Origin of the sequence: Streptomyces sp. NPDC046870 (assembly GCF_040704595.1) — a bacterium.
Lineage (GTDB): Bacteria > Actinomycetota > Actinomycetes > Streptomycetales > Streptomycetaceae > Streptomyces > Streptomyces argyrophylli.
This window is the reverse complement of the sequence record NZ_JBEYXM010000025.1, coordinates 13,345-37,045: the sequence shown is the minus strand read 5'-3', so window position 1 is coordinate 37,045 and position 23,701 is coordinate 13,345. Positions and strand designations below refer to the sequence as shown.

Below are 23,701 nucleotides of genomic sequence, written 5' to 3'. Positions count from 1 at the left end.
CCACACCGGCGCCCACGGGGGACAACCTTCACATGCTGCATGGCATCGACGTGAGCGCCTACCAGTCCTCCTCCTACGCGACGAGCGGTCTCTCCTTCGTCTTCATCAAGGCGACGGAGGGCCGTTCGTACGTCAATCCCAGACTCGCGGCCCAGGCCGGGCACGGCCGTGACGCGGGTCTGGTCGTCGGCTTCTACCACTTCCTGTGGCCCGGCAACCTCACCGCCCAGGCCGAGTACTTCCTCAGCCACGCCCCGGACCGCCGCGGTGATCTCCTGGCCGTCGACTGGGAGACCACCGGCGACGGCACCCACGCGAGCAACGCGGAGAAGGACCGCTTCATCCGCAAGCTGAAGGAACTGAGGCCGGACAACCGGGTGGTGCTCTACTGCAACCGCCACTTCTGGCTGAACGTCGACACCACCTCCTACGCCGGGGACGGGCTGTGGATCGCCGACTACGTCACCGCGGGAAGTCCCCGGATCAAGGCCAAGTGGCGGTTCCACCAGTACACCAGCGATCCCCACGACAAGGACGTCGCGGACTTCGCGAGCAAGGCGGCGCTGAAGGAATGGGCCACGAGCGCGTGACGGGTTCGTGGCCCCTTCCGCCCCGCCGGGGTCAGCCCCGGAAGTCCGCCGGACGCTCCGGGGACGCCTCCGCGAGGGCCTTGCGCACCGCTTCCGCGCCGGCGCGCAGGCCGTAGACGGGGGTGCCGGGCTGCTGGCGCCAGGAGTCGGCGATGGTGCCTGCGTCGACGGTGTCGAAGCCGAGTTCGTCGATCAGGCCGCGGACGGTCCGCTTGGCCGCCTCGTCGTCGCCGGCGACCGGGAGGGCCATGCGCTCGGGGTCGCCCGCGGGGCGCGGCCGGTCCAGGATGTCCTGGGCGTAGGTGCCGTTGAACGCCTTGACCACCGGGTGGCCCAGGTGCTGCTCGGTCCAGCGGCTCTCGGTGATGCCCTCGTCCTCGATGGCCGCGATCCGGCCGTCCCGCTGCTGCGGGTAGTAGTTGCCGGTGTCGATCACCGCGACGCCCTCGGCCGCGCCGTCCAGCAGGCCGGCGGGCAGGTCCGGGACCGCCTTCAGCGGCACCGTGACGACCACGACCTGGGCGCCCTTGGCGGCCTCCTCGGCCCGGACGGGGGTCGCGCCGGTCTCCTCCGCCAGGTCACGGAGCGTCTCGGGGCCCCGGGAGTTGGCGACGGAGACGTCATGGCCGAGGGCGGTGAGCCGCCGGGTGAGGTTGCCGCCGATGTTCCCCGCGCCGATGATGCCGATCTTCATGGCTGACCCTCCGGATGGTCTATGCGCATGCATGGAATGTCCTCGGGTCAACCTCACCGGATCCCGGCCTATTCCGCGCCGCGCGCCGAACGGGTGACGGCTGCCCGGCCGGTGCCGGACGCGCTCAGATCCGTACCACGATCTTTCCGGTGTGCTCGTTGGACTCCATCAGCCGGTGGGCGTCCGCGATCCGGTCCAGACCGTCGAAGACCTCGGCGATCACCGGGCGCAGTGTGCCGTCACCGAGGCCGGCGCCGAGGTAGTGGGCGGCGCGGTGCCGGCCCTCCGGATTCCCGGTGATCACGAAGTTCGCGTATCCGTGGACGGTGAGCGGCCACTGCCTGGGCAGCAGGATGGGCTGTTCGTCGAGCCAGCCGTAGCTGACCAGAGTGCCGTCGGGGACGACCGCGTCGCCGAGCGCGGCGAAGCCGGGGCCGCCGACCGCGTCCAGGACGATGTCCACGCCCCGTCCGCCGGTCACCCTGCGGGCCTCCTTCACCACGTCCTCGTCCTCGCTGACGATCACGTGCTCGGCGCCCAGGTCGAGCAGCTGCCGCCGTTTGGCCCCGGTGCGGGTGGTGACGACGGGGACGGCGCCGGCGCGCCGGACGACCTGGATCGCGGCGGTGCCGACCCCGCTGGAGGCACCGGTGATCAGCACCCGCTGCCCCGGGACCAGCCCGGCCCGCTCGACCAGGGCGCCGTAGGCCGTCGTGTAGGTCAGCCAGACGGCGGCGCCGGTGACCGCGTCGACGCCGTCGGGACGTGGGACGAGGGCGTCGGCGGGCAGCAGGACCCGTTCGGCGTGCACACCGTGGGCGCTGAGCTCGAAGTTGGCGGCGGCCAGCACCTTGTCGCCCGGCGCGAACCCGGTGACGCCCTCGCCCACGGCCTCGACCTCGCCGGCCGCCTCGTAGCCGTTGCGGGAGGCCGGCAGGGTCGGCTGGTAGTAGTAGCCGCCCGCGCGGAAGAGGGCCTCGGCGCGGTTGAGGCCCAGCGCCTCCACCGTGACCAGGACCTCGCCCGGGCCGGGCGCGGGCAGCTCGACCTCTTCGACGCCGAGGACGTCGGGGCCGCCGAGTTCGTGGAAGAGCACTGTACGTGCGGTGGTTGTCATGCCGTCGACGCTAAGTCCCGTGCCGTGGACGATCCATGTCCTTCCCTCTCGGTTTCCTGTCCGGTCGTCTCCCTTTGCCGTACGCCCGTTAGAGTCGCCGTACGCCCGTTAGAGTCGCCGCATGGACGTGCTCAGCGACGTGGTCGCCGCCATGCGCACGGGCCGGCCGCACTCCGCGCGCCGGTACCAGTACGCCCCCTGGGGCCAGCGGTGGGCCGGCTCCGACGAGGCCGGGTTCCACGTGGTGCTGCGCGGCTCGGCCTGGCTGGTCCCGCACGACGGGGAGCCGGTGGCGCTGGCACCGGGGGATGTCGTCTTCCTGGCGCACGGGCAGGGGCACGCGCTGGTCAGCGGGCTGGACGTGACGCCGCGGGAGATGCGGCGGCTGCCGGACGGCACCTGGGGCGGACCGCCCGACGCACCGCGCGAGGGCTGCCCGGACACCGTCACGCTGTGCGGGACCTACCGGCTCGACCGGGACCGGGCGCACCGGCTGCTGGCCGAGCTGCCCGAGGTGGTGCACCTGCCGGCCCGGGTGGGCGGCAACCGTTCGCTGCGGGCGGCGGTGGAACTGCTCGGGATGGAGCTGGAGGAGGGGCGGCCTGGCACCGACGCAATCGTCACCTCGCTGCTGGACACCCTGCTGCTGTACATCCTGCGGGCCTGGTGGGAGAGCGAGCGGGCGGCGGGCCGGGACCGGGGCTGGTCGGCGGCGCTGGCCGACCCGGCGGTCGCGGCGGCACTCCGCGCGATCCACGGCGAGCCGGACCGGCCCTGGACGGTCGCGGAACTGGGCGCCGCCGGCGGCCTGTCCCGCGCGGCCTTCGCGCGCCGGTTCACGGCTCTGGTGGGCGAGCCGCCGCTGACGTACCTGACCTGGTGGCGGATGACGACGGCGGCCCGGCTGCTGCGCCACGACGGCCTGTCCCTGCGCGAGGTGGCCCGGCGGACCGGCTACACCTCGGAGTTCGCCTTCGCCAAGGCGTTCAAACGGGAGCACGGGGTGGCGCCGGGCCGGTACCGCGGCGCGGTGTCCTGAACCGTCCGGGCCGCGTCCCGCGTGCCCCGTGATCCCCGCTCGCGCAGCGGCTCCGGCGTCCGGTCCGGCTCCGTCGGCAGGACGGTCGCCACGCGGTCGGCGTCCGCCGCGGCGAGGGCGTCCGCCGCGGCGAGGGCGTCGGCCATCGCGGCGTGGGTGTCGTCGCCGGTGCCGGGGTCCTCCCGATGCATCCGCACAACGACCCGGCACCGGGGTCGCCTGCGCCGAACTCGCCGTGCCGGCCGGTGCCCTGGGGGTCCCCCGGCCGAGGTCCGGGGGCGGGCCGCCTGTTCGGCGACGGTGAGCGCACCGGTAACGTCGACCTGGTGACCCTCGCCCTCAGCCTCCGCGCCCAAGGGGCCGACCCCATGGTCGGCCCTGGTGACATCGACGCCGTACGGGAGCCGGTGGAGCACCGCAACCGCCTTCCCGCGCACCCACGGCACCCCTACGCGGCCGTGCGCGCCCGCCGCGCCCGGGAGGCCGGGAACCGCGTCGGCGGCCACGGGGGCACGGGCGCCGGCCCGCTGACCGCCTTCGCCGAGGACGGGACGGCGGCCTTCGCGGAGTGCCGGGCCGGCGGCGTCACGGCCTGGGGCACGGGCACGGGCCCGTCGGCCGCCTTGTGCGCGGTGCCGTCCGCGGTGAACCGGGCGGCGCGATGACGGAGGCGACGACGGAGGTGCTGCGGGCCGAGGACGTGCACGTCGTCCGGGACGGGCGGCCCATCCTCCAGGAGGTCTCGCTGACCGTCCGGGCCGGTGAGCACTGGGCGCTGCTCGGCGCCAACGGCGCGGGCAAGTCCACGCTGCTCGGGCTGCTCGGGGCGGTGGTCCATCCGACCCGGGGCGCGGTGGAGGTGCTCGGGCACCGGCTGGGCCGGGTGGACCTGCGCGAGTTGCGGACCCTGGTCGGGCACGTCGACCCGCGCCATCCGCTGACCTCGCCGCTGCGGGTGCGGGACGTGGTGCTCACGGGGGCGACGAACTCGGTCGAGCCGGTCCCCCGGTGGCGGCCCACCCCGGAGCAGACGGAGCGGGCCGAGGCGCTGCTGGCCACGCTGGGACTGGGGGCGCTGCGGGACGCCCGGTGGCCGACGCTCTCGCAGGGGCAGCGCGGCCGGACGCTGATCGCGCGGGCGCTGATGCCCGAGCCGCGGCTGCTGCTCCTGGACGAGCCGGCGACCGGCCTGGACCTGCCCGGCCGGGAACAGCTGATCGATGCGCTGGAGGAGCTGCGGGCGGCTCATCCGGCGCTGGCGACGGTGCTGGTGACCCACCATCTGGAAGAACTGCCGGCGGGCACCACGCACGCCGTGCTGCTGCGCGACGGACGGGTGCTGGCATCGGGGCCGGTCGCGTCGGTGCTCACCGGTGACCAGGTCGGCAAGTGCTTCGACCTGCCGTTGGCGCTGGAGCGGCACGAGGGGCGCTGGAGCGTGCGGATCCGGCGCGGGGCGCGCCGTCATGAGGGCGCTACGGCGTGACGAAGGGGGTGCCCGGGCCGCTCGGCGCGGGCACCCCCTGTCGCCGGCGGGTCACTTGCTCAGGTAGGCCCAGAACTCGTCGAACGACAGCACCTTGTCGCCGTTGAGGTCGCGGGTCTTGATGACGGCCTCCGCGACCGTCTCGGTGACGTTCCAGTCACCCTGCTGCGCGAGGGCGGACTTGAACTCCGCTGCGGTGATGAATCCGTCACCGTCCGCGTCGATCCGCTGGAACTGCTTGCGTGCTTCCTCGATGTCCGCCACCGATCCGCCCCTTTTGTTCGTGTTTCTGATGCCGTGCTGGCGTACTGACGCTGGTCAGGTTAACGGCCCGCACGAGAGCGGAGTGCGGCGACCACCCAGGCGAAGTCCTCGGCGTGCGGTGGCGCGGGCTGCCGGTTCACCACGGCGACCAGTTCCCGGTAGCGGGCCACGCGCTCGTCGAAGCCGGCCGTCATGCGCTCCAGTACCTCGCCCCGGTCCGCGTCGCCGAACAGTTCGCCCAGCACCTCCTCCGCGCCGGGCCCGGCGGGGTCGACGCCGCGCTCGCGGACCGGCGCCACCAGCTCCACGAGCCGCCTGGCGAACCACAGGGACCGCCCGCGCGGCTCGCCGGGCCGCCGGTCGGCCGCGTTGAACTCGACGGCCCGGCGCATCTGCGCCCGGAACGCCGGGTCCTGGAGCATCTCGGCCAGCTCCACCCAGGCGTCCACCTCCTCGGGCGTGGGGTCCTCCGCCAGGTGGACGGCGGTGCGCCGTATCCGTTCCCGGACGTCCGGGTCCACGGTGTCGAGCCCGCGCAGCGTCTCCGCCACGAACTCCTCCATGATCCGCTGCCGTTCGGCGGCGGACAGCCGGGCCAGCTTGTTCACGAGTGTCATCTCCTCTGCGGTCGCTCCGCGTCGCGCCACGGCGGCCAGCACCGCGCGGGTCACCCTCAGCGACCGGATCTGCGCGTCCAGCGCCGCCACGTGCGTGGCCGCGACCTGGGCCACGGTCCGCTCGCCGGCCAGCACCGCGCGCACGTCCGCCAGGCCGAGGCCCAGCTCGCGCAGGGTGCGGATCAGCTCCAGGCGGGCGGCGCCCTCGGCGTCGTAGAGCCGGTAGCCGCCGGTGGACCGGGTCACCGGGGTGAGCACGCCCGCGTCGGACCAGTAGCGGATGGTGCGCACGCTCAGTCCGGTGGCGCGGGCCAGCTCGCCGATGGTGAGAAGTCCGGTGCCGTCCTCGATCATGTCTGCGAGTCTGGGCCTTCCAGTGGGTGGAGACTCAAGGAGCGGGCCTTGGAGACCTTGCGGGACATTCTCGACGCGGCGGCGGCCGGTGTCTTCCCGCCGGCGGACGGCGGCACGACGGTCGTGGCGCAGCCCTCGCCGCGGGACGCCGGGGTGCTGTCCTTCACCGCGCACTCGGTGGTCGTCACCGACGAGGACCCGGAGTGGGTGCACGAGACGCTGCGCGGCCTGGACTGCGATCCCCTGGCGGCCACGATGAACCCGCGCTTCCTGACCGCCCTCCTGGACCGGACCGGACGCCGGGCCGAGACCGTCGACGCGGTGCTGGTGGGCGACCCGCTGCCGGGTGGACCCCCGCTCGCGCTGACGGAGATCGAGGACGCCGGGCACCCCCGGATCCGGTACGCCCGGGAGCGCCGGGACGAGGTGCGGGCCTGGGTGGCCGACGGAGGGGTGCTGGTCATGGGGCGCGGGCTCGCCGGGCGGCTGGAGGTGTCGGTCGAGGTGGCCGAGGACGCCCGGCACCGGGGGCTCGGACGGCTGCTGGTGACCGCCGCCCGGCAGCTGGCCGCGGAGCCGCTGTGGGCCCAGGTGGCGCCGGGGAACGCCCGCAGCCTGCGGGCGTTCCAGGCCGCCGGGTACCGTCCGGTGGGCGCGGAACTGCTGCTTCAGCGGAAGATGCCGGTGTGTCCCAGTGAGTAGCGGCCCGGCTGGGGGTAGACGGCGAGGCCGTGCGGGCCGCTGCCGACCTTGATGCGGGCCAGCTGGGCGCCGGTGCGGGTGTCGATGGCGTACACCTCGGCGTTGTAGCGGCCGGAGAGCCACAGGACCTTGCCGTCGGCGGAGACCCCGCCCATGTCGGGGCTGCCGCCGCCGGGCAGGTGCCACTTCTTGGTGAGCCGGTTCCGGGTGAAGTCGAAGATCGAGATGGTGCCCTCCCCCCGGTTGGAGATGTACATCTCGCGGGAGTCGCGGCTGACGTAGAGGCCGTGGGCACCCTTGCCGGTGGCGAGGAACCGGGGCCGGGTGAACTTGTCGCCGTCCAGGATCCACAGGCCGCCCGCCATCATGTCCGCGATGTAGAACAGCTTGCCGTCCGGGGAGATCTTGACGTCCTGCGGCATGGCGCCGTGCAACGGCAGCTTCTCCTGGGCGACCACCTTCATCCGCGCCGTGTCGACCTTCAGGATCTCACCGCTGAACTCGCAGGAGACGATGAAGTAGCGGCCGTCCACGGAGAAGTCGGCGTGGTTGACGCCGTAGCAGCTGACCGGGAGGGCCTTGACGACCTTCATGGTGTGCGCGTCGCGGAAGACCAGCTGGCGGTCCATGGAGGCCATGACGACGGCGTACTTGCCGTCGGGCGTGAAGTACAGGTTGTACGGGTCGTGCACGGAGACCGGCTCGCCGGCCCGGCCGGTCCGCGGGTCGATCGGGGTGAGGCTGTTGCCGAGGTCGTTGTTGACCCAGAGGGTCTTCAGGTCCCAGGACGGCACGACGTGCTGGGGCTGGCGGCCGACCCGGATGGTCTCGACGATCCGGTAGGTGGCGGGGTCGATGACGGTGACGGTGTCGGAGTTGGTGTTGGGGACGTACACCCGGGAGGGGAAGCCCTTGACCACGGGCGAGAGCCGGTTCGGCCGGTCGGCGGCGTAGAGGTCGGCCGGGTCGTCCACCGGTGGCATTCCCGGCAACACGTCGACCAGCGGCTTCTTCACCTTCGGCTGGACCGGCGCCATGCTGCCGACGGGCTCGTCCGCGTGGTCGCGGGACCCGCCGCCGCACGCGGAGAGCAGCGTCAGGGCGGTGACGGCGGCACCGGCGGCCAGCAGGCGGGCGGCTTTCGTGGTTCGCATCAGCTCAGCAGCTCCGTGGTGGTGACCGCGCGCAGTCCGCGGCGGCCGAGTTCGGTCAGGACGTCGGGGAGGGCGGCGACGGTGTCGGGGTATCCGAAGTGCAGGCTCACCACCGATCCGTTGCGCGCGCCGGCGAGGACCTCGCGGGTGACGGCGGCGGCGCCGGGGCGGGTGTAGTCGAGCGAGTCGACGTCGTACGACAGCACGTGCGGGTAGCCGGCGGCGCGGGCCAGCCGGGCGACGAGCGGGGAGGCGGCCGGGGCGCGGGAGGGGCGGAACCAGGTGCCGATGGAGCCGGTGAGCCGCTTGAGCCGCGCGGCGCAGTCGGTGATCTCCCGGCGGGCCTGTGCCTCGGGCAGGGTGTTGACGGCGATGTGCCGCTGGGTGTGGTTGCCGAGGTCGTGGCCGCCGTCGAGGATGCGGCGGGCGAGGTCCGGGTGCTGGTCCAGCCAGGTGCCGACAGCGAGCACGGTGAGCCGCGCGCCGCGCTGTTCGGCGGTGTCGAGCAGTGCGCGGGCGAGGGCGGGGTCTCCCTGGCCGTGGAAGGTGAGGGCGACCTGGGGGCGGGTGCGGGGGCCGTGGGTGATCTGGGCGGGCCGGCCGGGGTAGGCGCGGGGTTCCGGCGGGGGTGCCGACGGGGAGCGCACGGGTGCGGCGGGGACGGGGGGCCGGACGGCGTGTCCGGTGCCGCATCCGGCGGCGAGCGCACCGCCGGCGACGATTCCGGCGCCGGTGCGCAGCACATCACGGCGGTGGGTGGGGGTCACCTGCACCATTTAAGGGGCGATCGGTAAGAAACAGGGCGATTGGCGCCGCGGATGGAGCAACCGGACGCCCCGCCGGGCTCAGCGGTCGGCGACCCGCATCTCGAACCACGTCGTCTTGCCCCGCGGCAGCAGGTCCACGCCCCAGCGGTCGGCCAGTTTGTCGACGAGGAACAGTCCGCGTCCGCTGACGTCCAGTTCCTGGACCGGCATCAGGCAGGGCAGCCCGCGCGAGGGGTCACGGACCTCGACCCGGATCCAGCCGGTGCGGCGGCGCATCCGCAGGCCGAAGACGCGGGCGCCGGTGTGCCGTACGGCGTTGCCGACGAGTTCCGACACGAGCAGGACGGTGTCCTCGGCCAGTTTGGGGGTGAGCCGCCAGGTGCGCAGGACGACGACCTGGGCGAGCCGGCGGGCGGTGGCCGCGGACTCCGGGCGGGACGGCAGCGGGACCTCCGCCTCCGTCGGGTTCCCGAACAGTTCGAGCGCCTTGAGCCCCTGTTCGTCCTCGACCGCGGGTGACCAGCGCGCCGCGGCCGCACGGCTGTCTCCCCGCGGCTGTTCGATGCCCTCCAGCCCCGCCATGCCCCCATGATGGCCGTCCGGAGCCGTCTTGGGGGCCGTTCCGGAGGAATACGCCCCCCGCACGCCCCCGTCCCGCACCCGCCGATCGGCATATGCCGCTGGCATGTCGATGTCCGGCGCAGCCCGGTTGACCTGCGGCGACGGCTCACTTCCAGGCAATCGTCCGACCCCCTCGACGAGGCAGGCTCAAGGTTGCGCCAAGGCTCCCATGAACCGCCCCATCGGGGGACCAGAATGAGACGACGCGTCAATTGCAAGACCCCGCACGAAAGTCTTCGGGGCGTTCACACGGTTGACGGTCAGACGAACTTGGCCTTGCCCGGACCCTCCTCCACGAAGCTGCGCATGCCGCGCTCGCGGTCCTCGGTCGCGAACAGACCGGCGAACCAGTTCCGTTCGACGGCGAGCCCGGTGTCGATGTCGGCCTCCAGACCGGTGTCGACGGACTCCTTGGCCGCGCGCAGCGCGATGGCCGGGCCCCGGGCGAGCCGCGCGGCCCAGGCGTGCGCCTGCTCGTACACCTCGGCGGCCGGCACGACACGGTCCACCAGGCCGAGGGCGAGGGCCTCGTCGGCCTTGACCTGACGGCCCGTGAAGATGAGGTCCTTGGCCCTGGAGGGGCCGATCAGCCGGGGCAGCCGCTGGGTGCCGCCGGCGCCCGGGATCAGGCCGAGCAGGATCTCGGGCTGGCCGAGCTTGGCGTTGTCGGCGGCGATGCGGTAGTCGGCGCACAGGGCCAGCTCGCAGCCGCCGCCGAGGGCGTAGCCGGTGATGGCCGCGACGACGGGCTTGGGGATGCGGGCGACGGCGGTGAAGGAGTCCTGGAGGGCTCGGGAGCGCCGGACCATCGCCGCGTGGTCCATGATCTGCATCTCCTTGATGTCCGCGCCCGCCGCGAACACCCGCTCGCCGCCGTAGATCACCACGGCGCGCACGTCGTCGCGGTCCGTGGCCTCCTCGGCGAGCTCCTTCAGCCGGTCCTGGGTGGCGATGTCCAGCGCGTTCATCGGCGGCCGGTCGAGCCGCAGGGTGCCGACGCCTTCGGCGACTTCGAGAGTGACGGTCATGGGGGTCAGGTTAACGGCCACTAACGACAACGGGCCCGGTGCCGTAGGTCACAGCACCGGGCCCTCACGTCGGACGAGGCTCACTTCTTCCAGTCGGCCCACGACATGTTCCAGCCGTTGAGGCCGTTGTCGGGGGCCACCGTGGCGTCGTGGGAGTTCTTGACGACGACCACGTCACCGATCAGCGAGTGGTTGAAGAACCAGGCCGCCGGGACGGACCTGTCGTAGCCGCCGCGCACGTCGCGCAGGCCGACGCAGCCGTGGCTGGCGTTGTAGTTGCCGAAGGCGTCGCCGCCCCAGTAGTTGCCGTGGATGAAGGTGCCGGAGTTGGTGAGGCGGATGGCGTGCGGGACGTCCTTGATGTCGTACTCGCCGCCGTAGCCGACGGTCTCGCCGTTCATCCGGGTGACGGTGAGCTTCTCGCTCATGACCATCTGGCCGTTCCAGGTGTCGTAGCCGGGCTTGCCGGTGGTGACCGGGATGGTCTTCACGACCTTGCCGTCCTGGGTGATCTTCATCGTGTGCTTCTTGGCGTCCACGACGGAGACCTGGTTGCGGCCGATGGTGAACTTCACGGTCTTGCGCTGCTTGCCGTAGACGCCGTCGCGGCCCTCGACGCCGTCCAGGTCGAGGTCGACGGTGACCTTGGTGCCTTCCTTCCAGTACTTCTCGGGGCGGAAGTCCAGGCGGTCGTTGCCGAACCAGTGGCCCTCGACGTCGACGGCCGGCTCGGTCTTGATGCGGATGGCCTTCTCGACCGCTTCCGGGCTGGTGATGCCCCGGGTGAAGCGTATGGAGAACGGCATCCCGACGCCGACGGTGGAACCGTCCTCGGGGGTGAAGTAGCCGACGAAGGTGTTCTTCGGGGTCAGCGTGGTGAAGGTGGAGTCCTCCGCGGCCTCGCGGCCCGCGGAGTCCTTGGCGACCGCGTGCACCGTGTACTTGGTGCCGGCGGCCAGATGGGTCGACGGCGTCCAGGAGGCGCCGCCGCCGGATATCGCGCCCTCGACCTTCTCGCCCTTGGCGTCCTTCACGGTGACCTCGGTCAGCTTGCCCCGGGCGACGCCGACCTTGAGCGCCCCGCTGGTGTCGACGCCGGTGGCGCCGGACGCGGGCGCGATGCTGACCGCGGCCGTGGACTGCCCGCCCTCGCGGCCGCCGGCGTCCTTGCCCTTGCCGTCCCCGGAACCGGAGCCCGAGTCGTCGCCCCCGCCGCAGGCGGCGAGCGACAGCGCCAGGGCGCCGGCTATGACCGCCAGTGCCCCACGGCCTCGTCGCCCCCGAGCCGACGCCCCCGCCACAGGCCGCGTGTTCACGTTGTTCTCCCCTCCAGCGGCCCTGATCAGGCCCGCTCCCCACCACGTTGTGCGCGCATATTAACTGCCAGGATTTGAGCGGGGTGTCAGGCGAATGTCACCGTTCCGTCGCAACTTCCGCCCGGCACCCGCGCCGCGCGCCGCGCCCCCTCACCTGGTTACTTCACCGCGCTGCCCGCCTTCCATTCCTTCCAGCCCATGTTCCAGCCGCCGAGGCCGTTGTCGGGGGCGACGGTCTTGTCCTTGCTGTTGACCACCTCGATGACGTCGCCGACGAGGCTGCGGTCGAAGAACCAGCCCGCCGGGGTGTCCGAACCGCCGCCCTTGACGTCCATGAGGCCGACGCAGCCGTGGCTGACGTTGACCTGTCCGGGGGCGTCCGGCGCCCAGTAGTTGCCGTGCAGGAAGGTGCCGGAGTCGGTGAGCTTCATGGCGTGCGGGACGTCGGGGATGTCGTACTCGGCGCCCAGGCCGACCGTCTGGCTGTTCATGCGGGTGACCTCCAGCATGTCCATCACCACCATCTTCCCGTTGTACGTGGGGTGCTTGGGTGCGCCCGCGGTGATGGGGACGGTGGCGAGGAGGTGTCCGTCGCGCCGGACGTCCATGGTGTGCCGGGCCGCGTCGACCACGGAGACCTGGCTGCGGCCGACGGTGAAGGTGAACGTCTTGTCCTGCAGGCCGTAGATCCCGCGGGCGCCCTCGACGTCCCGCAGGTTCAGGTCGACGGTCACCTCGGTGCCGGGCTTCCAGTAGCGCTCGGGACGGAAGTCCAGGCGGCCCTTGCCGAACCAGTGCGGGCGGATCTCCACCGGGGGCCGCGCGCTCACCCGGACCGCGCGCTGGACGGCGGCACGGTCGGTGATCTCCTGGCTGAAGGAGAGCGAGACGATCATGCCGGTGCCGACGGTGGCGCGGTTCTCGGGGCTGACGTAGGCGATGAACCGCCGGTCGGGGACGTAGGTGGTGAACGTGGTGTGCCGGGCCGAGCGGCGGCCGTGGGAGTCCAGCGCGACCGCGTCGACGGTGTACCGGGCGGCCAGCGCCAGCCGGTCCTCGTCGGGCCGCCAGGTCAGCCCGTCCTCGCTGATACGCCCGCGGACCGGGGTCTCCTGCGCGTCCTGCGACCTGACCACGGTCACCTTCTCCAGGCGCCCGCCGGGCACCCGTACCTGTAGCCGGTCACCCGGACGGACGGCCTTGCTGCCGTCGTCGGGGTTCACCCGGATGACGTCCTCGGGAGCCGGGGGCTTGCCCAGCGGCCCGCCCATGCCCAGGGGGCCCGAGCCGTCCATGGAGCAGCCCGCGAGCAGCCCCGCCCATGTCAGTACGGCGGCCAGCGCGGCCCCCGCGCGCCGTGCGCGTCCAGTTGCGTGCCTCACACGAGACCCAACGACCGGGCCCGCTCCGGGGAAACGTGAGTGCGAGCCACGCGCTGGGCAGAACAGAGGGAAGGACGACACGTTGGGGGTCTCCCCGCAGGGGACCCCCGGCCCGCGTCGGAGCCGTCGGGGCGCGGCCGGACCGGGTGGCCGGGGTGCCGGGAGCGCCCCGGCCGCCCGGCGCGGCCGGCCGCGCCTCTCGGGCGAGCCACTGGGAAGAGGGGCGACAGTGACGAGCGCAGCCGAGCAGCGGGCACCGGCCGGGGTGCCGGCCGCGGGGAGCGGGCAACCGGCGGCGGTGAACGGCGCCCGGCGGGCCGTACCGCCCGTCCCGGCCGTGTGGCCGGGTGCGCCGACCCCGCTGGGGGCCCGGTTCCGGGTCGGCCCGGACGGGGTCGCGGGCACCAACTTCGCCCTGTGGGCGGCCGGGGCGGAAGCGGTCCGGGTCTGCCTCTTCGACGAGGGCGGCCGGGAGACGCAGATCCCGCTGACCGAACTGACGCACGAGATCTGGCACGGCTTCGTGCCGGGGGTGATGCCCGGCCAGCGCTACGGCTACCGGGTGGACGGCCGCTGGGACCCGTGGACCGGCGCCCGCTGGAACCCGGCCAAGCTGCTGCTGGACCCGTACGCGCGCGCGGTGGACGGCGAGTTCGGCCTCCCGCCGGAGGTGTACGGGCACGTGCGGGACTGGCCGGACCAGTCGGTCGCCGACACCGTGCGCGACGAGCGGGACTCGGCGCCGTACGTCCCGAAGGGGGTCGTCGTCCACGACGACGACGACTGGTCCGACGACCGGCGCCCCAAGACGCCGTGGGCCGACTCGGTGATCTACGAGCTGCACGTGCGGGGCTTCACCAAGCTGCACCCGGGCGTCCCCGAGGAGCTGCGCGGCACCTACGCGGGACTGGCGCACCCGGCCGCGATCGACCACCTCGTCGGGCTGGGCGTCACGGCCGTGGAGCTCCTGCCGGTGCACCAGTTCGCGCACGAGGACCACCTGCTGCGCCGGGGCCTGAGGAACTACTGGGGTTACAACTCCATCGGCTACTTCGCCCCGCACGCGGCCTACGCGGCCTCCGGTACGACCGGCCAGCAGGTCGGCGAGTTCAAGCGCATGGTGCGCGCGCTGCACGCGGCCGGCATCGAGGTCATCCTGGACGTGGTCTACAACCACACCGCGGAGGCCGGCGAGCTGGGCCCCACGCTGTCCCTGAAGGGCATCGACAACCGCGGCTACTACCGGCTCCAGGACGACGCCCGCCGGTACGCCGACTACACCGGCTGCGGCAACACCCTGCACGTGGTCCGCCCCCAGGTGCTGCGCCTGATCACCGACTCGCTGCGCTACTGGGTGACGGAGATGGGCGTGGACGGCTTCCGCTTCGACCTGGCGGCGGCGCTGGCCCGCTCGATGCACGACGTCGACATGCTCTCCCCGTTCCTGGCGGTCATCGCCCAGGACCCGGTGCTGCGCAGGGTGAAGCTGATCGCCGAGCCGTGGGACATCGGCTCCGGCGGCTACCAGGTGGGCGCCTTCCCGCCCCTGTGGACCGAGTGGAACGACCGCTACCGCAACGCGGTCCGGGACTTCTGGCGGCACGCCCTGCCCGACGTGCGCGAGATGGGCTACCGCCTCTCCGGCTCCAGCGACCTGTACGCCTGGGGCGGCCGGCGCCCCTACGCCTCCGTCAACTTCGTCACCGCGCACGACGGTTTCACCCTGCGCGACCTGGTGTCGTACGAGACCAAGCGCAACGAGGCCAACGGCGAGAACAACCGGGACGGCACGGACGACAACCGTTCCTGGAACTGCGGCGCCGAGGGCGAGACCGACGACGCGGGCGTACGGGCCCTGCGCCGCAGGCAGCTGCGGAACCTGCTGACGACCCTGCTGCTGTCCACCGGTGTGCCCATGCTGGTCGCCGGCGACGAACTGGGCCGCACCCAGCGCGGCAACAACAACGCCTACTGCCAGGACAACGAGATCAGCTGGCTGGACTGGTCGCTGCTGGAGCAGCCCGGCTGGCGGGCGCTGTACGACCTGACCGCGCGGCTGATCGCGCTGCGCCACCGGCATCCGGTGCTGCGCCGGCGGGCCTTCTTCTCCGGCCGCGCCCAGACCGCGGACGGGCTGCGCGACCTGGCCTGGTTCACCGCGCGGGGCGCGGAGATGACCGAGGGCGACTGGTACGCGCCCGCCGCCACGCTCGGCATGTACCTGTCCGGCCGGGACATCCCGGGCCGCGACGAGCGGGGCGCTCCGGTGGTGGACGACAGCTTCCTCGCCGTGCTGCACGCGGGCGAGAGCCCGACCGGCTTCGTACTGCCCGGCCCGCCGTGGGCGCAGCGGTACGAGGTGGTCGTGGACACCTCGGCGGAGGAGCAGGACCGGGCGCCGGGCACGGTCCACCGGGCGGGGGCGCAGATCACGGTCCCGGCGCGGACGGTGCTGCTGCTGAGGGTCTCCTGAACCTGCGCGGGAGCCGTGCGTGACACGGATCACGCCCGCCTGGTGCAGCGCCGCCGGGGGCCCAGTGCCTTACCCCTGGTGGAGGAAGAGCCGGCGAGGACGGGGACCGTGGGATGGAGCAGACCAGGGCCGGTGAGTACGACGCGTTCGTGGCGGCCCGCTGGTCGGTGTTGTTCCATCTCGCCCGTCTGCTCACCGGCGGGGACCGGCACCGCGCCGAGGACCTGCTGCAGGAGTCCTTGGTGAAGCTGTGGTTCGTCTGGCCGAGGGTCGCCGACGAGGCGCCGGAGGCGTATGTGCGCAAGGTGCTGGCGCGGGCCGCGGCCCGCTCGGCGCGGCGGCGCTGGTGGGGCGAACGGCCGGTGGAGGAGCTGCCCGAGGTGGCGGCGTCCGGTGACGTGTCGGCGACCGTGGCCGAGCGGTCCCGGCTGGAGGCCGCGCTCGCCCAGCTGACGCCGCGGCAGCGGGCCGCCGTGGTCCTGCGCTACTACCAGGACCTGCCCGACCGGCAGGTCGCGGAGGCACTGGGCTGCCCGGTGGGCACGGCCCGGTCCCATGCCGCGCGCGGCGTGGCCCGGCTCCGCGGGCTGCTGGCCGACGTCATCGAGCCGGTGGGGTGAGGGAGGACCCATGGAGCGCAGGGACCGCACGGATCACGGGGAAGACCGCATGGCCGCGCCGGACGGCACGGACCGTTTCGAGCGGGAGCTGACGCGGCTCATGCACCAGGCCCGGCAGCCGGTGCCGTTCGAGGTCCGGCACCGGGAGGCGCTGCGCGCGGGTGTCCGCGCCCGGCGCCGGGTGCGCGCCGCGCGCCGGGCCGCCGGCTGCGTCCTGACGGTGGCCGGGCTCGGCCTGGGCCTGTTCCTGTGGCCGCACGGCCACACCGCCGACCGGCCCACCGCCCCCCACCCCCGGCCCGCGCTGAGCCCGGCGCCCACGCCGAGCGCCTCGCCGTCAGGCTCGCCGTCCGGGACGCCGGGACCGCCGCCGCCCTCCTCGTCCACGCCGTCGTCCACGCCGACGTCCACGCCGACGGACCTGCCGTCACCGGGCGACACCGCGACCACCTCCGCCCCGCCCACCGCCCCGGAGACTTCGACGACCGCCACGCAGCGGCCGCCGACGGCCACGGCCACCGCCTGGGGCGACAGCACCACGCCACCGGCCACCGCGGCGGCGGGCGACTAGCCCCGCCTTCCGAGCCCTGCCCGCGCATGCCCTTCCGTGCGCCCTGTCCACTGGAACAAACAGGTACTTACGTGACATACATCCGACCGAGCCGATCGGTACGACCGGTCCGACCGAGTGCGTCACCGGTCGCGGCCCCCCGGCGCACCCCCGTGCCGATGCCCCAGGAGGACCCCGTCCTGGACGTGACCGTGCCGGTGTTCAACGAGGAGAAGGACCTGGAGCCCAACGTCCGGCGGCTGCACGCGCATCTGCGGGACGGCTTCCCCTACCCGTTCCGGATCACCGTCGCCGACAACGCGAGCACCGACCGGACCCCGGTCATCGCCGCCCGGCTCGCCGGCGAACTTCCGGAGGTGGTCTCGCTGCGGCTGCCCGAGAAGGGCCGCGGCCGGGCACTGCGGGCCGCCTGGTCGGGTTCCCGGGCGCCCGTGCTGGCGTATCTCGACGTGGACCTGTCCACCGGGCTCACCGCACTGCTGCCGCTGGTGGCCCCGCTGATCTCCGGCCACTCCGACCTGGCCATCGGCACCCGGCTGGCGCCCGGCGCCCGGGTGGTGCGCGGGGCCCGGCGCGAGGTCATATCCCGCTGCTACAACGCCCTGCTGCGCCGCACGCTCGCCGTCGGCTTCTCCGACGCGCAGTGCGGGTTCAAGGCGGTCCGGCGGGAGACCGCCGAGCGGCTGCTGCCGCTGGTGCGGGACGGGGAGTGGTTCTTCGACACCGAGTTGCTGGTGCTCGCCGAGCGGGCGGGCCTCAGGATCCACGAGGTGCCGGTGGACTGGGTGGACGACCCGGACAGCAGCGTCGACATCCTGGCGACCGCCCTGGCCGACCTGCGCGGGATCGTCCGGATGCGGCGCACCCTGAGCCGCCGCCGGCCCGGGCCGGTGCGGTGACCGCGACCCTGCCCGGCGCCCGCACGCCGGCCCCCGAGACCGCGCCCGTCTCCCGGCCACGGGCCGCCCTCCGCCGCCACGGACCGGTCCTCGCCCTGTTCGGCACGCTGAAGCTGGCCGGTTTCTGCTCGTTCCTGTACCTGCTGTCCTCCACCGGCGACTACCGCACCAAGCACCCGCGGTTCGGCGGCGGCGCACACCCCTGGGACGTGCTGGCCACCTGGGACGGCTGGTGGTACCAGCAGATCGCGCTGCACGGCTACGACCCGAAGCTCGTCCCGGTCCCGGGCGCCACCGGCCTGATCACGCTGGAGGGCAACTCGGCGGCGTTCTTCCCGCTCTACCCGGCCCTGATGCGGCCGGTCTCGGCCGTCACCGGCCTCGGTCCCTACGGCGCCGGGCTGCTGGTCTCCATCGTCGCCTCCTTCGCCGCCGCCCTCGGCGTGTACGCCGTCGCCGAGCGGTTCGGCGGACGGCGGGCCGGGCTCGCGGCGGCCGGGCTGTGGGCGGTGTGGCCGGGCTCGGGGGTGGAGTGGGCGGTCTACTCCGACTCGCTGTACGTGGCCCTGGCCGCCTGGGCCTGCCACGCCGTCCTCACCCGCCGCTGGCTCACCGCCGGCGTGCTCACCTTCGCGGCCGGCCTCAACCGGCCCACGGCCGCCGCGCTGATCGCCGCGCTCGGCATGGCCGCGCTGCTGTCCCTGCGCCGGCGGGAGGACGGCGCCCTGCGCCCGCTGCTGGCCACGGCCCTCGCCCCGCTGGGGCTGCTCGGCTATCTGCTCTGGGTCGGCGACCGCATGGGCGACCTGCGCGGTTACTTCCGCCTCCAGTCGGGCGCCTGGGCGCACAGCTTCGACTACGGCGCGCAGACCCTGGACGTGCTGACGTCCGTGCCCGTGGGCAGGTTCGACTACCTCTTCGCCTACCCCTTCGCGGACGTCGTCTCCGTCGCCGTCATCCTGCTCGCCTGCGCGCTGCTGCCGCTGCTGCTGCGGCTGCGCCCGCCAGCGGTGCTGGTCGTGTACACCGTGCTGACCCTGGTCCTGGTGCTCGGCAGCCAGCAGATCGTCGCCAACATCTCCCGCTACCTGCTGCCCTGCTTCCCGCTGTTCCTGCCGCTCGCGGTCGCCATGCGCCGGCTGAGCCTGCCCGTACAGTGCACGCTGCTGGGCATCGCCGCCCTGGCGTCCGGCTCGTACGCCGGGTACGCGCTGTTCGAACTGGGGGTGCCGTGATCCGGCCCCCGGCCGGCGACGGCCCGGGGCTATGACGACGAGACGGTGGCCGGTCCCAGGAACGCCTCGACGGCGGCCACGAACCGGTCGGCGTCGTCGAGCCACGGGTAGTGTCCGGCGCCGGACTGGACGACGAGCCCGGCGTCCGGGAAGAGGTCCGCGAACTCGGCCACGGTGCCGGGAGGCGCTCCCGGGTCGACCTCGCCGGCCAGCAGGAGGACGGGCCGTGGGAACCGGGCGAGCGCGGCGCGGGTGGCCGCCGGCGTGAAGGCTCCTTCGGCGCCGAAGGCAGCGAGGATCTCGGGGTCCGTCCGTTCGTCCTGGGCCGCCTGGCAGGCCTGGGCCGCCGCGTCCCAGCGGCCGTGGAAGAACGGTGCGACGGCCTGCCGGCGGTCGGGGGTGGCCTCCCCCGCCACGATCGCCTCCAGGGCCGCGAACGCCTCCGGGAACCACGGCTCCTGCCGGCGCAGCCGCGCGGTCCGGAGCCGGAGGTCGCCGGTGATCGTGAGGCCGACGGCCCGGACGCTCGGCGTGATCAGCGCGAGCCTGCCGACGCTGTCCGGGTGGCGGCTCGCACACAGCACGGCCAGATTCGCGCCGGCGCAGTGCGCGAGCAGGTCCACCCGGTCCAGGCCCAGGTGTTCGCGCAGGGCCTGGACGTCGTCGACAAGCCGGTCGCAACGGCAGGAGGCGGTGTCCCGCGGTGTCGCGGACCGGCCGGTGCCCCGCAGATCCAGCCTGATCACCCGCCGGTGCGCGGACAGCCCGCCGAGGTCGGCGAGGTAGGCGGAATCCGTAGGGCCCCCGGGCAGACAGACCACCGGGGGGCCGTCCCCGGCCACGTGGTAGGCGAGCCGGGTCCCGTCGTACGCCGAGAAGGAAGGCATGACCGGGAACCCTGTCAGCCGCGTACCGACGGAGGCAACCGGGTTTCGGCGGGCTTCCGGACCCCGCACGTCAGGCCAGGCTGTCCCGCCACGCCTTGTGGAGGTCCGCGAACCGGCCGGTGCCGCCGACGAGTTCGTCCGGGCGGCCGTCCTCGACGATCCGGCCGTGTTCCATCACCAGCACCCGGTCCGCGATCTCCACCGTGGAGAGCCGGTGCGCGATCACCACCGCGGTACGGCCCCGCAGCACCGTCGCCATGGCCCGCTGCACCGCCCGCTCCCCCGGGATGTCCAGCGAGCTGGTCGCCTCGTCCAGGATCAGCACGGCCGGGTCGGCGAGCAACGCGCGGGCGAAGGCCACCAGTTGGCGCTGCCCGGCGGAGATACGGCCGCCGCGCTTGCGGACGTCGGTGTCGTAGCCGTCGGGCAGGGCGCTGATGAACTCGTGCGCGCCGATCGCCTTCGCGGCCCGCTCGATCTCCTCCCGGGTGGCGTCGGGCCGGCCGAGGGCGATGTTGTCGGCGACCGTGCCGGAGAACAGGAACGCCTCCTGCGTCACCATGACCACCCCGCGCCGCAGTTCGGGCATCGGCAGTTCGCGCAGGTCCACGCCGTCCAGCAGCACGCGCCCGGCGGAGGGGTCGTAGAACCGGGCGAGCAGCTTGGCCAGGGTCGACTTGCCCGCGCCGGTGGAGCCGACGACCGCGACCGTCTGCCCGGCGGGCAGGGTCAGGTCGAAGCGGGGCAGCACCTCGCCGCCGGTGCGGTAGGCGAACCGGACCCCGTCGAAGACGACCTCGCGTCCTGGGAAGTCACCCTTGCGGGGCGGCAGTTCGCGTGGGTGCTCGGGCTCCGGCACGGACGGCGTCTGCGCCAGCAGCCCGGCGATCTTCTCCAGGGAGGCGGCGGCCGACTGGTAGGAGTTCAGGAACATGCCGAGCCGGTCGATGGGGTCGTACAGCCGGCGCAGGTACAGCACGGCCGCCGCCAGCACACCCAGCTCCAGCGAGCCGGACGCCACCCGGTGGGCACCCCAGAGCACGATCCCGGCGACCGCGGTGTTGGCCACCAGCCGGGAGCCGACCACATAGCGGGCCATCTCCAGCAGCGAGTCGCCGTTCGTGCGTTCGTGCCGCGCGTTCAGCACGGCGAACTCGGCGTCGTTCGCGGCCTCGCGGCGGAAGGCGCGCACCGGCCGGATGCCGTTCATCGTCTCCACGAACTTCACGATCACCGCCGCGATGGCCGTGGACCGCGCCCCGTACACCCGCGCCGCGCGCCGCCGGTAGAGCCGCACGAGCAGGTACAGCGGCAGGAAGGACGCCACCGCGACCGCGCCGAGGCCGGGGTCGAGCCAGAGCAGCGTCGCGGAGATGTAGACGAAGGACAGGATGACGGTCACCAGTTCCTGCAGACCCTCGTCGAGGAGTTCGCGCAGCGACTCGACGTCCGTGGTGGAGCGGGAGATCAGCCGGCCCGAGGTGTACCGCTCGTGGAAGTCGACGCTCAGCGCCTGCGCGTGCCGGAAGATCCGCCCGCGCAGGTCCAGCAGGACGTCCTGGCTGACCCGGGCGGAGGTCTCGATGAAGGCGAACTGGAGCGCGCCGGAGGCGAGGGCGCACAGCAGGTAGCCGGCGGCGACCGCGAACAGCGGCCCGTCACGGTCGTCCCGGAACGCGGGTACGGCGGTGTCGATGGCGTACGCCACCAGCAGCGGGCCCGCCTGCACCGCCGCCTGCTGGAGCAGCAGCAGGAGCGTGGTGAGCGCGACCCGTGCCTTCATGGGCGCGAGCAGGGAGCGCAGCAGGGCGGCGGTGGCGCCGGGCGGGCTGGGCAGGACGTCCCGGTCGAACTGGTCGCCCGCGCCGCCCGGGTCGTCCGTGTCGCGCCGACGGGCCGGTCCGTCGCCGTCGTCGTCGACGGCGGGGGTGGAGGGGGTCGTGGTGGTCAACGGGAGTCCTCCTGTTCCCCGGACATCAGACGGGCGTACTCGGCGTTCTCGCGCAGCAGTTGCTGATGGGTGCCGACGGCGGCGATGCGGCCGCCCGAGAGCAGGGCGACGCGGTCGGCGAGCAGTACGGTGGACGGGCGGTGGGCCACGATCAGCGCGGTGGTGTCGGCGAGCACCTGGCGCAGCGCGGCCTCCACGGCGGCCTCCGTGTGCACGTCCAGGGCGGACAGCGGGTCGTCCAGGACCAGGAACTCCGGCCGGCCGACCACCGCACGGGCGAGCGCGAGGCGCTGGCGCTGGCCGCCGGACAGGCTCAGGCCCTGCTCGCCGACGCGGGTGTCGGTGCCCTGCGGCAGCGCGTGCGCGAAGTCGGCCTGGGCGATGGCGAGCGCCCGGTCCAGCTCCGGCTTCCCGGCGGCTTCCCGGGCGCCCATGAGCACGTTCTCACCGACGCTGGCGGAGAACAGCGTGGGTTCCTCGAAGGCCACGGCGACTCTGCCGCGCAGCTCCTCGCGGGACATGGCGGTGATGTCCACGCCGTTGAGGGTGATGCGCCCGGAGGTCACCTCGTGCAGCCGGGGGACGAGCGCGGTGAGGGTGGTCTTCCCGCTGCCGGTGGCCCCGACGAGGGCCATGGACTCGCCGGGGCGGACGTGCAGGTCGACGGCGGTCAGCAGGGGCGGGGAGCCGGGGGGTGCGTCGGGGTAACGGAACGACACGTTCTCGAACCGGAGTCCCGGCGCGGCGGCAGGGTCCGCGGCACCGTGCGAGCGGGCGCCTCCGCCCACGGCCCCGTCCCCGTCCAGCCGGTCCTCCGGCGCCTCGTCCATCACCTCGAAGTACCGCTCCGTGGCGGTCGCCGCCTCCTGACTCATCGCCAGCAGGAACCCGATCGAGTCCACGGGCCACCGCAGGGCGAGCGCCGTGCTCAGGAAGGCCACCAGCGTCCCGGCGGACAGCTCCCCGCCGGCCACCCGCAGCACCCCCAGCACCAGCGCCGCCCCGATCGCCACCTCCGGCAGCGTCACGATGACGCCCCAGATCGCGGCCAGCAGCCGGGCCTTGCGCAGCTCCGTGCCCCGGAGCCGGCCGGCGAGTTCGCGGAAGGCGCGCGCCTGGCTGCGGTGGCGGCCGAAGCCCTTGATGACACGGATGCCGAGCACGCTCTCCTCGACCACCGTCGTCAGGTCGCCGATCTGGTCCTGGGCGCGCCGCGCCACCTGCGCGTACCGCCGTTCGAAGACCACGCACGTCCACACCACGGGGACGGCGGGGCCGAGGATGACCAGTCCCAGCGCCCAGTCCTGGAGCAGCATGATGACCAGGCCGACGAGGATGGTGACGCCGTTGACGAGGAGGAACGTCAGCGGGAAGGCGAGGAACATGCGCAGCAGCATCAGGTCGGTGGTGCCGCGCGAGAGCAGCTGACCGGACGCCCAGCGGTCGTGGAAGGCCACCGGGAGCCGTTGCAGACGCCGGTACAGCGCGGCGCGCATCTCCGCCTCGACGTGCGACAGCGGCCGGGCCACGAGCCAGCGCCGTATGCCGAACAGGACCGCCTCGGCGATGCCGAGCAGGAGCAGGCACAGCGCGCCGAGCCATACGCCCGCCGGGTCGCGGCCGGCGACCGGCCCGTCGACCATCCATTTCAGGACGAGCGGGATCACCAGCCCCGTACAGGAGGCGACGACCGCGACGAACGCGGCGGTGAACAGCCGGGCGCGCACGGGACGGACGTACGGCCACAGCCTGAGCAGGGTCCGTACGGCGGATCGGTCGGTGGTTTCACGTGTCGTGGCCATCAACCGCGAGCGTACGGACCGGCACTGACAACGCCCACCGAGTTTCGGCCCGGCTCCGCCCGGACCCGGACCCGGCGCGGGTCCGGCCGGGCGCCGGAGGTTTCGGTTCCCCCTCACCCGGCCGGGTGACCG

General features: G+C 73.6%; 22 protein-coding genes and 1 pseudogene. 10 read left to right on the top strand and 13 right to left on the bottom strand.

All coding sequences use genetic code 11. The features are described 5' to 3' along the window. Positions 1-32: 32 nt before the first annotated feature. Positions 33-590, top strand: a complete 558-nt coding sequence (locus AB0946_RS34230; protein WP_366764575.1) for a glycoside hydrolase family 25 protein — start codon at positions 33-35, stop codon at positions 588-590. 31 nt (positions 591-621) lie between these two features. Here the strand turns inward: AB0946_RS34230 and AB0946_RS34225 are convergent, their stop codons facing one another. Both AB0946_RS34225 and AB0946_RS34220 read right to left on the bottom strand, forming a co-directional pair. Next, positions 622-1,317, bottom strand: coding sequence for an NAD(P)-binding domain-containing protein (locus tag AB0946_RS34225; RefSeq protein ID WP_366764574.1), 696 nt, complete (start codon positions 1,315-1,317; stop codon positions 622-624). 91 nt (positions 1,318-1,408) lie between these two features. After that, a complete protein-coding gene (locus AB0946_RS34220; protein WP_366764573.1) occupies positions 1,409-2,401 on the bottom strand; it encodes a zinc-dependent alcohol dehydrogenase family protein in 993 nt (330 codons plus the stop codon). A 121-nt stretch (positions 2,402-2,522) separates the two neighbouring features. Here AB0946_RS34220 and AB0946_RS34215 point away from each other — a divergent pair, with 121 nt between their 5' ends. The 3 genes from AB0946_RS34215 (at position 2,523) to AB0946_RS34205 (ending at position 4,926) form a co-directional block, all read left to right on the top strand. After that, complete coding sequence (locus AB0946_RS34215) at positions 2,523-3,440, top strand: AraC family transcriptional regulator (RefSeq protein WP_366764572.1); 918 nt, start codon at positions 2,523-2,525, stop codon at positions 3,438-3,440. A 326-nt stretch (positions 3,441-3,766) separates the two neighbouring features. Beyond that, positions 3,767-4,105 (top strand): hypothetical protein, encoded by a 339-nt coding sequence (locus tag AB0946_RS34210; protein WP_366764571.1) that lies wholly within the window; start codon positions 3,767-3,769, stop codon positions 4,103-4,105. After that, positions 4,102-4,926, top strand: a complete 825-nt coding sequence (locus AB0946_RS34205) for an ATP-binding cassette domain-containing protein (RefSeq protein ID WP_366764570.1) — start codon at positions 4,102-4,104, stop codon at positions 4,924-4,926. Before AB0946_RS34210 ends, AB0946_RS34205 begins: the two co-directional genes overlap by 4 nt. Before the next feature lie 51 nt (positions 4,927-4,977). On the opposite strand, the gene AB0946_RS34200 is transcribed toward AB0946_RS34205, so the two are convergent. Continuing rightward, positions 4,978-5,190, bottom strand: a complete 213-nt coding sequence (locus AB0946_RS34200) for an EF-hand domain-containing protein (RefSeq protein ID WP_014675107.1) — start codon at positions 5,188-5,190, stop codon at positions 4,978-4,980. A 59-nt stretch (positions 5,191-5,249) separates the two neighbouring features. After that, entirely contained in the window at positions 5,250-6,161 is a 912-nt protein-coding gene (locus AB0946_RS34195; RefSeq protein WP_366764569.1) for a MerR family transcriptional regulator, read from the bottom strand. A 48-nt stretch (positions 6,162-6,209) separates the two neighbouring features. Here AB0946_RS34195 and AB0946_RS34190 point away from each other — a divergent pair, with 48 nt between their 5' ends. Next, on the top strand, positions 6,210-6,863 hold the full coding sequence (locus AB0946_RS34190) for a GNAT family N-acetyltransferase (protein ID WP_366764568.1): 654 nt from the start codon (positions 6,210-6,212) through the stop codon (positions 6,861-6,863). Here AB0946_RS34190 and AB0946_RS34185 read toward each other — a convergent pair. The 6 genes from AB0946_RS34185 to AB0946_RS34160 all read right to left on the bottom strand — a co-directional run bounded on the left by AB0946_RS34185 (position 6,830) and on the right by AB0946_RS34160 (position 13,131). Continuing rightward, a complete protein-coding gene (locus tag AB0946_RS34185; RefSeq protein ID WP_366764567.1) occupies positions 6,830-8,017 on the bottom strand; it encodes a hypothetical protein in 1,188 nt (395 codons plus the stop codon). The genes AB0946_RS34190 and AB0946_RS34185 overlap by 34 nt on opposite strands. Next, complete coding sequence (locus tag AB0946_RS34180) at positions 8,017-8,793, bottom strand: polysaccharide deacetylase family protein (RefSeq protein ID WP_366764566.1); 777 nt, start codon at positions 8,791-8,793, stop codon at positions 8,017-8,019. The genes AB0946_RS34185 and AB0946_RS34180 overlap by 1 nt, the downstream gene beginning before the upstream one ends. 69 nt (positions 8,794-8,862) lie before the next feature. Then, entirely contained in the window at positions 8,863-9,471 is a 609-nt protein-coding gene (locus AB0946_RS34175; protein ID WP_366764565.1) for an ATP-binding protein, read from the bottom strand. Between the two features lie 194 nt (positions 9,472-9,665). Then, complete coding sequence (locus tag AB0946_RS34170) at positions 9,666-10,433, bottom strand: enoyl-CoA hydratase/isomerase family protein (protein ID WP_366764564.1); 768 nt, start codon at positions 10,431-10,433, stop codon at positions 9,666-9,668. Positions 10,434-10,513: 80 nt separating this feature from the next. Then, the gene (locus AB0946_RS34165) at positions 10,514-11,749 is read right to left on the bottom strand and encodes an Ig-like domain-containing protein (RefSeq protein WP_366764563.1); all 1,236 of its coding nucleotides are present in this window, start codon (positions 11,747-11,749) and stop codon (positions 10,514-10,516) included. A gap of 158 nt (positions 11,750-11,907) precedes the next feature. Further along, positions 11,908-13,131 carry an Ig-like domain-containing protein gene (locus AB0946_RS34160; RefSeq protein WP_366764562.1) on the bottom strand — a complete coding sequence of 408 codons (1,224 nt, stop codon included), beginning with the start codon at positions 13,129-13,131 and terminating at the stop codon, positions 11,908-11,910. Positions 13,132-13,360: 229 nt separating this feature from the next. Here AB0946_RS34160 and glgX point away from each other — a divergent pair, with 229 nt between their 5' ends. The 5 genes and pseudogenes from glgX (at position 13,361) to AB0946_RS34135 (ending at position 18,929) form a co-directional block, all read left to right on the top strand. Beyond that, positions 13,361-15,604: a glycogen debranching protein GlgX gene (gene glgX, locus AB0946_RS34155; RefSeq protein WP_366764561.1), complete on the top strand. Its 2,244-nt coding sequence runs from the start codon at positions 13,361-13,363 to the stop codon at positions 15,602-15,604. A 113-nt stretch (positions 15,605-15,717) separates the two neighbouring features. Then, entirely contained in the window at positions 15,718-16,224 is a 507-nt protein-coding gene (locus AB0946_RS34150) for a SigE family RNA polymerase sigma factor (protein WP_366764560.1), read from the top strand. Positions 16,225-16,234: 10 nt separating this feature from the next. Further along, positions 16,235-16,795: a hypothetical protein gene (locus tag AB0946_RS34145; protein ID WP_366764559.1), complete on the top strand. Its 561-nt coding sequence runs from the start codon at positions 16,235-16,237 to the stop codon at positions 16,793-16,795. Between the two features lie 158 nt (positions 16,796-16,953). Then, positions 16,954-17,652 (top strand): annotated as a pseudogene (locus AB0946_RS34140) (dolichyl-phosphate beta-glucosyltransferase); the annotation flags it as partial. A gap of 38 nt (positions 17,653-17,690) precedes the next feature. Further along, positions 17,691-18,929, top strand: coding sequence for a hypothetical protein (locus AB0946_RS34135; RefSeq protein ID WP_366764558.1), 1,239 nt, complete (start codon positions 17,691-17,693; stop codon positions 18,927-18,929). A 29-nt stretch (positions 18,930-18,958) separates the two neighbouring features. Here AB0946_RS34135 and AB0946_RS34130 read toward each other — a convergent pair whose 3' ends face one another. The 3 genes from AB0946_RS34130 to AB0946_RS34120 all read right to left on the bottom strand — a co-directional run bounded on the left by AB0946_RS34130 (position 18,959) and on the right by AB0946_RS34120 (position 23,569). After that, positions 18,959-19,816: an alpha/beta hydrolase gene (locus AB0946_RS34130; protein WP_366764557.1), complete on the bottom strand. Its 858-nt coding sequence runs from the start codon at positions 19,814-19,816 to the stop codon at positions 18,959-18,961. Between the two features lie 70 nt (positions 19,817-19,886). After that, positions 19,887-21,767 carry an ABC transporter ATP-binding protein gene (locus AB0946_RS34125; RefSeq protein WP_366764556.1) on the bottom strand — a complete coding sequence of 627 codons (1,881 nt, stop codon included), beginning with the start codon at positions 21,765-21,767 and terminating at the stop codon, positions 19,887-19,889. Beyond that, on the bottom strand, positions 21,764-23,569 hold the full coding sequence (locus tag AB0946_RS34120; RefSeq protein ID WP_366764555.1) for an ABC transporter ATP-binding protein: 1,806 nt from the start codon (positions 23,567-23,569) through the stop codon (positions 21,764-21,766). Before AB0946_RS34120 ends, AB0946_RS34125 begins: the two co-directional genes overlap by 4 nt. Positions 23,570-23,701 lie beyond the last annotated feature (132 nt).

Bases quoted from the DNA above. Each gene is read 5' to 3' on its own strand.
- AB0946_RS34145 (WP_366764559.1), top strand. From the start codon at position 16,235: ATGGAGCGCAGGGACCGCACGGATCACGGGGAAGACCGCATGGCCGCG.
- AB0946_RS34225 (WP_366764574.1), bottom strand. From the start codon at position 1,317: ATGCATGCGCATAGACCATCCGGAGGGTCAGCCATGAAGATCGGCATC.
- AB0946_RS34230 (WP_366764575.1), top strand. From the start codon at position 33: ATGCTGCATGGCATCGACGTGAGCGCCTACCAGTCCTCCTCCTACGCG.
- AB0946_RS34215 (WP_366764572.1), top strand. From the start codon at position 2,523: ATGGACGTGCTCAGCGACGTGGTCGCCGCCATGCGCACGGGCCGGCCG.
- AB0946_RS34130 (WP_366764557.1), bottom strand. From the start codon at position 19,816: ATGCCTTCCTTCTCGGCGTACGACGGGACCCGGCTCGCCTACCACGTG.
- AB0946_RS34150 (WP_366764560.1), top strand. From the start codon at position 15,718: ATGGAGCAGACCAGGGCCGGTGAGTACGACGCGTTCGTGGCGGCCCGC.
- AB0946_RS34175 (WP_366764565.1), bottom strand. From the start codon at position 9,471: ATGCCAGCGGCATATGCCGATCGGCGGGTGCGGGACGGGGGCGTGCGG.
- AB0946_RS34220 (WP_366764573.1), bottom strand. From the start codon at position 2,401: ATGACAACCACCGCACGTACAGTGCTCTTCCACGAACTCGGCGGCCCC.
- AB0946_RS34170 (WP_366764564.1), bottom strand. From the start codon at position 10,433: ATGACCGTCACTCTCGAAGTCGCCGAAGGCGTCGGCACCCTGCGGCTC.
- AB0946_RS34195 (WP_366764569.1), bottom strand. From the start codon at position 6,161: ATGATCGAGGACGGCACCGGACTTCTCACCATCGGCGAGCTGGCCCGC.
- AB0946_RS34185 (WP_366764567.1), bottom strand. From the start codon at position 8,017: ATGCGAACCACGAAAGCCGCCCGCCTGCTGGCCGCCGGTGCCGCCGTC.
- AB0946_RS34180 (WP_366764566.1), bottom strand. From the start codon at position 8,793: ATGGTGCAGGTGACCCCCACCCACCGCCGTGATGTGCTGCGCACCGGC.
- AB0946_RS34205 (WP_366764570.1), top strand. From the start codon at position 4,102: ATGACGGAGGCGACGACGGAGGTGCTGCGGGCCGAGGACGTGCACGTC.
- AB0946_RS34120 (WP_366764555.1), bottom strand. From the start codon at position 23,569: ATGGCCACGACACGTGAAACCACCGACCGATCCGCCGTACGGACCCTG.